This window comes from Pseudomonas sp. ESBL9, assembly GCF_036668715.1.
Classification (GTDB): domain Bacteria; phylum Pseudomonadota; class Gammaproteobacteria; order Pseudomonadales; family Pseudomonadaceae; genus Aquipseudomonas; species Aquipseudomonas lundensis.
This window is the reverse complement of sequence record NZ_JAZEVV010000018.1, coordinates 1-720: the sequence shown is the minus strand read 5'-3', so window position 1 is coordinate 720 and position 720 is coordinate 1. Positions and strand designations below refer to the sequence as shown.

Sequence of the window (720 nt, the reverse complement as noted above, 5' to 3'; positions counted from 1 at the left end):
TAGGCCGCAGCGACGACAAAACCACCCTGCTCAAACGCACCTATCAGTACGACGCAGCCAGCCAACTGACCGACATCCACGACAGCCGCCGTGGGCCGCTGTCCTACCGCTACGACCCGGTTGGCCGGCTGCTCAACGCCACCAGCCGTCTGGGCGTCGAAACCTTCGCCTTCGACCCGGCTAGCAACCTGCTGGATGAAAAAACCCAACAGGTCCAACGCCCACTGGACCACGACCCCAAGCGCAACACCCTGATGGACAACCTCCTTCGCGAATACGCCGGCAGCCACTACGACTACGACGAACGCGGCAACCAGATCCGCCGCTGGCACAACGGCCAGCAAAGCCGACTGCACTGGGACCTGTTTGACCGCTTGGTGCGCTTTGAAAACAGCCAACTGAGCGTCGACTACGCCTACGACCCGCTGGGAAGACGTCTCTACAAACACTCCAACGCCCACCACCTAAACCGAAGCGAAGCCGGCTCGCAGTGGAACCGCAACGAACAGGCCCGCAAACAGCGGGAACTGGGGTGCGGCTTCACGTTATTCGGCTGGGACGGCGACACCCTCGCCTGGGAAAGCAGCCCCGCACAGGCCGACGGCGCCAGTGGCAAAACCGTCCACTACCTCTACGAACCCGGCACCTTCGTCCCCGTGGCCCAGGCCCTGCGCCACCAACCGATGCGCCTGCTGGCCCAACCGAGTTACACCGGCGCCT

General features: G+C 63.8%; 1 pseudogene. It reads left to right on the top strand.

The features are described from left to right. Positions 1-720, top strand: a pseudogene (locus V6F78_RS22240) (RHS repeat-associated core domain-containing protein); the annotation flags it as partial.